The 4,995-nt window shown below is 48.1% G+C and carries 4 protein-coding genes; 3 read left to right on the plus strand and 1 reads right to left on the minus strand.

Annotated elements, in window-relative coordinates; genetic code table 11:
- Positions 1-148: 148 nt before the first annotated feature.
- From ACR2PX_RS12930 to glgB, 3 genes are all read left to right on the plus strand, one after another.
- A complete protein-coding gene (locus tag ACR2PX_RS12930; protein WP_433999769.1) occupies positions 149-439 on the plus strand; it encodes a hypothetical protein in 291 nt (96 codons plus the stop codon).
- A 202-nt stretch (positions 440-641) separates the two neighbouring features.
- A complete protein-coding gene (gene pgm / locus ACR2PX_RS12935) occupies positions 642-2,279 on the plus strand; it encodes a phosphoglucomutase (alpha-D-glucose-1,6-bisphosphate-dependent) (RefSeq protein ID WP_433999770.1) in 1,638 nt (545 codons plus the stop codon).
- 93 nt (positions 2,280-2,372) lie between these two features.
- Positions 2,373-4,592, plus strand: a complete 2,220-nt coding sequence (gene glgB / locus ACR2PX_RS12940; RefSeq protein ID WP_433999771.1) for a 1,4-alpha-glucan branching protein GlgB — start codon at positions 2,373-2,375, stop codon at positions 4,590-4,592.
- A 55-nt stretch (positions 4,593-4,647) separates the two neighbouring features.
- Here the strand turns inward: glgB and ACR2PX_RS12945 are convergent, their stop codons facing one another.
- The gene (locus tag ACR2PX_RS12945) at positions 4,648-4,830 is read right to left on the minus strand and encodes a hypothetical protein (protein WP_433999772.1); all 183 of its coding nucleotides are present in this window, start codon (positions 4,828-4,830) and stop codon (positions 4,648-4,650) included.
- Between the last annotated feature and the right edge of the window lie 165 nt (positions 4,831-4,995).

Raw genomic sequence — 4,995 nt, forward strand, 5'->3', positions numbered from 1 at the left:
GCCAGCCTGCTGCTGTGATGTTGATTGTACCTCGCTAGGCTTGGCACAAGAGTCACAGTAGTAGACTGGTTCCGCAGTCCACAAGAATCTTCCTTCGTCAAACGCTAAAAACTGCAGAATCGAGTTAAAGGATTTGCTGGAGATGCACTTGCCTGATGAGGAAATTGTCAGACAAGTGGCCAGTGACTTTGCACTGGAAGATATGGCTGGTAGCAAAAAACTTGCTGAAGCTGAAGAAAGAAAAGAGCAGTTGGATACGGGTCTGAATCTAAGTGCCAAGTTTGGGTTTTTATCACAGAAGGACAAGGCTGAATGGTTCAGAAAAGTGAATGAAGCCTGGGAGAGAAAAGAAAAGCCACCCTGGCCAGAACCTGAAAAAGTGGATGAAAAAGTGCTTCCTGATCAGGAAGATGATGAGGATGACGATTTGTATTCCTGAAATCGCTCTCTGTAAAGCTTTTCATGAGGGAATCGTTTATGAAATGATCCGTCAGGCATTTCTGGGAAATTGTCAGCAAGATATAATAGTGGTAGTCCGATACTGTCTTCGTATATCAGGGCGGGTAACGTAAGCCTTACTGTTTTCTGATCTGGAGCGATTTTTGCTTTATGCTTCAGTGTCACTCACTCAGGAATTCTGCATGCATCCTCAAGCCGGTAAAGTCGCTACAGACGACATGCTGACCAATATTCCCCGTCTGGTCAGCGATTATTACGCTATCCAACCAGATCCTGCCAACCCTTCCCAGCGGGTTCAGTTTGGTACTTCAGGACACAGAGGTACTTCTTTCAAGGCCACCTTTAACGAAGCCCATATCGTTGCTATAACTCAGGCTATCTGTGAATACCGTCACGAGCACAATATTACCGGACCTATGTTTGTGGGCATGGATACTCACGCCCTGTCTGAACCAGCATTGATCAGTGCCATTCAAGTACTGGCAGCCAACCGTGTACAGGTAAGAATCGAGGAAGGCAGAGGTTATACGCCAACTCCGGTTATTTCTCATGCCATCGTCGGTTATAACCGCGACCATCAGGATAAAGCGGATGGTGTGGTCATCACGCCCTCTCATAATCCCCCAGAGGATGGCGGTTTCAAGTATAACCCGCCTCATGGTGGTCCGGCTGGCACTGAAGTGACCAACTGGGTTCAGGATCGTGCCAACCAGCTGATTGCACAGAGGTTGGAAGGTGTTAACCAAGTGTCGCTTAATGAGGCTCTGGCTTCAGGATTTATCACTGAATACGATTACATCACGCCTTATGTCAATGACCTGGAAAATGTCATCGATATGGAGGCTATTCGCAAGGCGGGCATCAAGATTGGTGTCGATCCACTGGGCGGTTCCGGCTTGTATTACTGGGAACCCATTGCGAAGCGTTATGGGCTGGATATCGAGTTAGTCAGTAGAAAAGTTGATCCTACTTTTTCCTTCATGCATGTTGATAAAGACGGCAAGATTCGTATGGATTGTTCTTCGGCCTATGCCATGGCTGGTCTGATTGAACTCAAGGATCGGTTCGACATTGCGTTTGGTAATGATCCAGATTTTGACCGTCATGGCATAGTGACCCGCAAACATGGCCTGTTAAACCCTAACCACTACCTGGCTGTAGCGATTAATTATCTGTACAGCCATCGCACAAACTGGTCAGCGAATGCCAAAATTGGCAAGACTCTGGTATCCAGTGCCATGATCGATCATGTGGCTAAAGGGCTGGACAGGGAAGTGGCTGAAGTGCCGGTAGGCTTCAAATGGTTTGTGGATGGGCTGGCTTCTGGTGAGCTTGCCTTTGGTGGGGAAGAAAGTGCCGGTGCTGCTTTCCTGCGCCGTGATGGTAGCACCTGGTGCACCGATAAAGATGGTTTCATTCTGGCTCTGCTGGCTGCAGAGATCACAGCAGTCACCGGCAAAGATCCGGGTGAGCACTACCAGGAACTGACCGAAAAGTATGGTTCCCCTGTTTATGAACGACTGCAGGCTCCCGCTTCTGACGAACAGAAAAAAGTGCTGTCAGCCATGAACCCATCCATGGTCAAAGCCGATACTCTGGCGGGTGATCCTATTACTGCCAAGTTAACTCATGCTCCGGCAAACGGTGCTGCGATTGGTGGTTTGAAAGTTGTTACTGAGAAGGGCTGGTTTGCTGCCAGACCGTCAGGTACTGAAGCTGTTTATAAGATCTATACCGAGAGTTTTGTGGGCCCTGATCATCTTAAGCAAATTCAGGAAGAAGCCAAAGCCATGGTTTCGGAGGTGTTTGCAGCCGGCTAGGCGTTTCACCACACTGTTCCCGCACTCCCTTTCCCCGTGTCTTTGGGCGAAAGGGGGATATTACCTGCTTTAAAAATCTGAAATCTGATATCTATGACCATAGCTGTTCAACCATCGTCTGTTATGTCGGGGTTTGAGTATGATCGTGAGCAGGAACTGCTGCATGCGCATTGTGCCATTCCCTTTAGTTTTCTTGGCCTGCATGACCATCCATCTGGCAAGGGTTTGGTTCTAAGAGTCTGGCGTCCTGATGCTCATAGAGTGGAAGTCTCAGAATACTCTACGGGTAGATTGTTGGGCTCGATGACAAAGACTGACTCGGGACTTTTTGAGTTATCTTTACCCCGCCGTCGAAAACGTTTTAATTATCAGCTATCCATTTTTTCTGAAGAGGGGCTGTGTCAAAAAATCTATGACCCTTACCAGTTTGGTGAATATGCACTGAAGGAAGAAGGCGTGGATTTTGATGCCTTGTACCGGTATCAGGGCGCTCACCTCCAGAAGCACTGTTTTAATGCACGGCATCATGTTCAGGGCGTACTATTCAGGGTTTATGCGCCCAATGCCCGCTCCGTCAGTGTGGTAGGTGACTTCAACCAATGGGATGGCCGACTGCATCCTATGGCCAGTGCCGATGACGGCATCTGGAGATTGTATATTCCCCAGTTGGATGAAGACACTCTCTATAAATACGAAATTCATGATGCCCAGGGTGATTGTCTGCCGCTGAAAGCGGATCCGTTTGGACGTTATGCCGAGCAATGGCCCGGACTGGCTTCTATTGTTCATGATGAACAGAAATACCGCTGGCAGGATCACAACTGGCTGGAGTCCAGAGGTCAGCTATACGACAAGCCCATGTCGATTTATGAGGTGCACCCGGGCTCATGGCAGCGAACTTCCGAGAATGAGCCCCTGAGTTACAGAGCGCTGGCTAAAAAGCTGATTTCTTACGTTAAAAAAATGGGGTTTACCCATGTCGAGTTAATGCCTGTTACTGAGCACCCTCTCTATGAATCCTGGGGGTACCAGACGATTGGAATGTTTGCTCCTACCAGCCGTTATGGCAACCCTGATGATTTCAAATACTTTGTCGATCGATGCCATCAGGCTGGAATCGGTGTCATTCTGGATTGGGTGCCTGCTCATTTCCCCAATGATGATCATGGTCTGGAGAAGTTTGATGGCACTTCGCTCTACGAACATCCAGATCCGAGAAGAGGCTGGCATCCGGATTGGAAAACCTGCATCTATGATTTCGGACGACCATGGGTTCAGGACTTTCTGATCAGCAGCGCTCTGTACTGGCTGGATGAGTTTCATATTGACGGGTTGCGGGTCGATGCCGTGGCATCCATGCTTTACCTGGATTACTCAAGAGATGAGGGTGAGTGGGAACCTAATATTCACGGTGGCAACGAAAATCTTGAAGCTATCTCATTCCTGAAAAGATTGAATCAGACCGTCTATGAACGTTTTCCAACGGCTATGACGATTGCCGAGGAATCTACCAGCTTTCCCGGTGTATCCAGACCTGTACACGACAATGGATTAGGTTTTGGCTACAAGTGGAACATGGGCTGGATGCATGATTCTCTGGAGTACATGAAAGAAGAGTCCATTTATCGTAAACACCATCATGACAAGATCACATTCAGTACGGTGTATGCCTGGAGTGAGAACTTTGTTCTTTCCCTGTCGCACGATGAAGTGGTTTATGGCAAAGGGACTTTACTGACCCGAATGCCAGGGGATGACTGGCAGAAGTTTGCCAACCTTCGAACTTATCTCACCTTTATGTATACCCATCCCGGCAAGAAGCTGATGTTTATGGGAGGTGAGTTTGGCAGCTGGAATGAATGGAATCACCATAAAGCACTGGACTGGGAGCTGGTAGAAGACAGCCAGTCTCCGAATGCAGGTGTTCAGAAGTTGACCCGCAAACTCAACAAGCTTTACCAGACCTATCCGGAGCTTTATGAGCTGGATTGTTCAGAGGTTGGGTTTCAATGGCTGGTTTCTGATGACCGGGATCAGAGCGTTCTGGCTTACGCCCGTTATGATCAGCAGCATCGTCCAGTGATTACCGTGTTGAATATGACACCGACGGTCAGGCACCATTACCAGCTTGGGGTTCCTGAAAAGGGTAAATATAAAGTGCTGTTGAACTCGGATGCAAAAGATCTGGGTGGAAGCGGTGTTTCTCCAGGCAAGGGAATAAGTTCTCTTGATGTTCCTCATCATGGTTGTACTCAGAGTATCATGATTGACCTGCCACCACTGGCTGCAATAGTACTAAGGCCTGCAGGGTAAAAGCAGTCTCTCTGGCGGCCAGAGAGCAGGTCGCCAGAGAGACTGTATGTACACTCTATGGGGTGTAATCCCCTTTAATAATATTGCAGACTGTCTGATCTGCTTCTGTAAGCTCCAACAACTCAAAGTTCTCTTTGTGATCAGGGAAAACCTGGGCTCTTTCTTCCGGGCTTAAATTGAACTGGGCCAGAGCATCACCTTTCTTCACTTTGATGCATCGACCTTTATTCAGTTCCATGAACTCACGGTTGCCTAGGAGTCTGTCGGACTTAGCCGACCGTAGCGAGAAAAAGTCCGGTTTGAGACAGTTTTTATGATTATTTGAGGCGAATAGCGAGCTATTCAACGAAAAGAATCAGAAAAAATGGCCAAATCCGGCTTTTTCGCAGTAGGTCAGTGGTAA

The sequence above is a fragment of the Endozoicomonas sp. genome (assembly GCF_051008435.1).
Taxonomy (GTDB): domain Bacteria; phylum Pseudomonadota; class Gammaproteobacteria; order Pseudomonadales; family Endozoicomonadaceae; genus Endozoicomonas_A.